The sequence below is a fragment of the Helicobacter bilis ATCC 51630 genome (assembly GCF_000686565.1).
Taxonomy (GTDB): Bacteria; Campylobacterota; Campylobacteria; order Campylobacterales; family Helicobacteraceae; genus Helicobacter_A; species Helicobacter_A bilis.
This window is the reverse complement of record NZ_JMKW01000129.1, coordinates 1-1,054: the sequence shown is the minus strand read 5'-3', so window position 1 is coordinate 1,054 and position 1,054 is coordinate 1. Positions and strand designations below refer to the sequence as shown.

Genomic DNA, 1,054 nt, shown 5'->3' with positions numbered 1-1,054 from the left:
TTAAATTCTGTTCCTCTGATGGCTAGGGTGTATTCTAAATCTTTAGAGTCTGCTTTTCTTGTATTGGCTTTTTTATCAAATTCTCCTAAGTCTTTAAATAGAGTTGCACTAAATCCTGAATCTGTATTGGGGCAATGCTCTAGCAATTCGTAGCGTTCAAAGAAGTTTTTTGCTTGAGTGGGAGTGAAGTCGCCATCGAGTGCGCCTAGTTTAAATCCTTTTTCATCAATAATTTTGGAATTTTTATAAGTAATATCTAAAACATTTTCCAATGAAACAATCTTATTTTCATCTTTTATGTCAAATTTATTACCAACGCAATGAAAATATCCATAACTAGCCCACGCTAATTCTGCATTATCTCTTAATTTATCTACCTGTTGCTTGTTATCCATCTAACTCCCCTACAAATTTTTTGCACTCAATCTCGCCATCAAATCTTATTCTAAAATCCATATTGCCCTCATTGCCATATAGCTCTGGAGCGTAGGACTTCCATATTGGTCTAAAATATATTTTATCAATATTTTCAAAAATTAATGCTTTATTACTTGGATTTTTATAATAAATATATACTCCCAAATCTATTCTATTTGAATATCCTATTTTTGCATAACCATCTTCTCCTAGACTATTGTCTAATTTTTTATCAAAATAGCCTAGTATTCTATTGTATTTTTCTTGACTTTTTGGAAAGTTATTTAACTCACATAATTTTCTAAATTCATAATAGCTAGGATATACAAATGGAGTACAAAATAATATAATCAAAAGAATTAGTGATAAAAAGATTAGAATCTTTTTTATTTTTGCTCTAGGCTGCTTTTCTGTCATTATTTGTGCCTATGTAATAATCATTGAGTAAATCTTGGATTTGCTCTAGTTTAAATTCTGTGCCTCTGATAGCTAGAATATATTCTGAATCTTTAGAATCCGCTTTTGTATCTTTAAAGAGTGTGGCGGAAAATCCTGAATGGGTGTTGGGGCAGTGTTTGAGTAAATCATACTTTTCAAAGAATCTTTTAGATTGAGTGGGGGAGAAGTCGCCACCTAA

At 31.1% G+C, this 1,054-nt stretch carries 1 protein-coding gene and 2 pseudogenes; all 3 read right to left on the bottom strand.

Going from position 1 to position 1,054, the window contains the following annotated elements; translation table 11 throughout:
- A pseudogene (locus T368_RS0111645) lies at positions 1-395 on the bottom strand (lipase family protein); the annotation flags it as partial.
- Positions 388-834: a hypothetical protein gene (locus tag T368_RS0111640; protein WP_004083801.1), complete on the bottom strand. Its 447-nt coding sequence runs from the start codon at positions 832-834 to the stop codon at positions 388-390. The pseudogene T368_RS0111645 and the gene T368_RS0111640, both read right to left, overlap by 8 nt.
- Positions 815-1,054, bottom strand: a pseudogene (locus T368_RS16050) (alpha/beta fold hydrolase); the annotation flags it as partial. The gene T368_RS0111640 and the pseudogene T368_RS16050, both read right to left, overlap by 20 nt.

Coding starts and splice junctions, on each gene's coding strand:
- T368_RS0111640 (WP_004083801.1), bottom strand. CDS start 834: ATGACAGAAAAGCAGCCTAGAGCAAAAATAAAAAAGATTCTAATCTTT.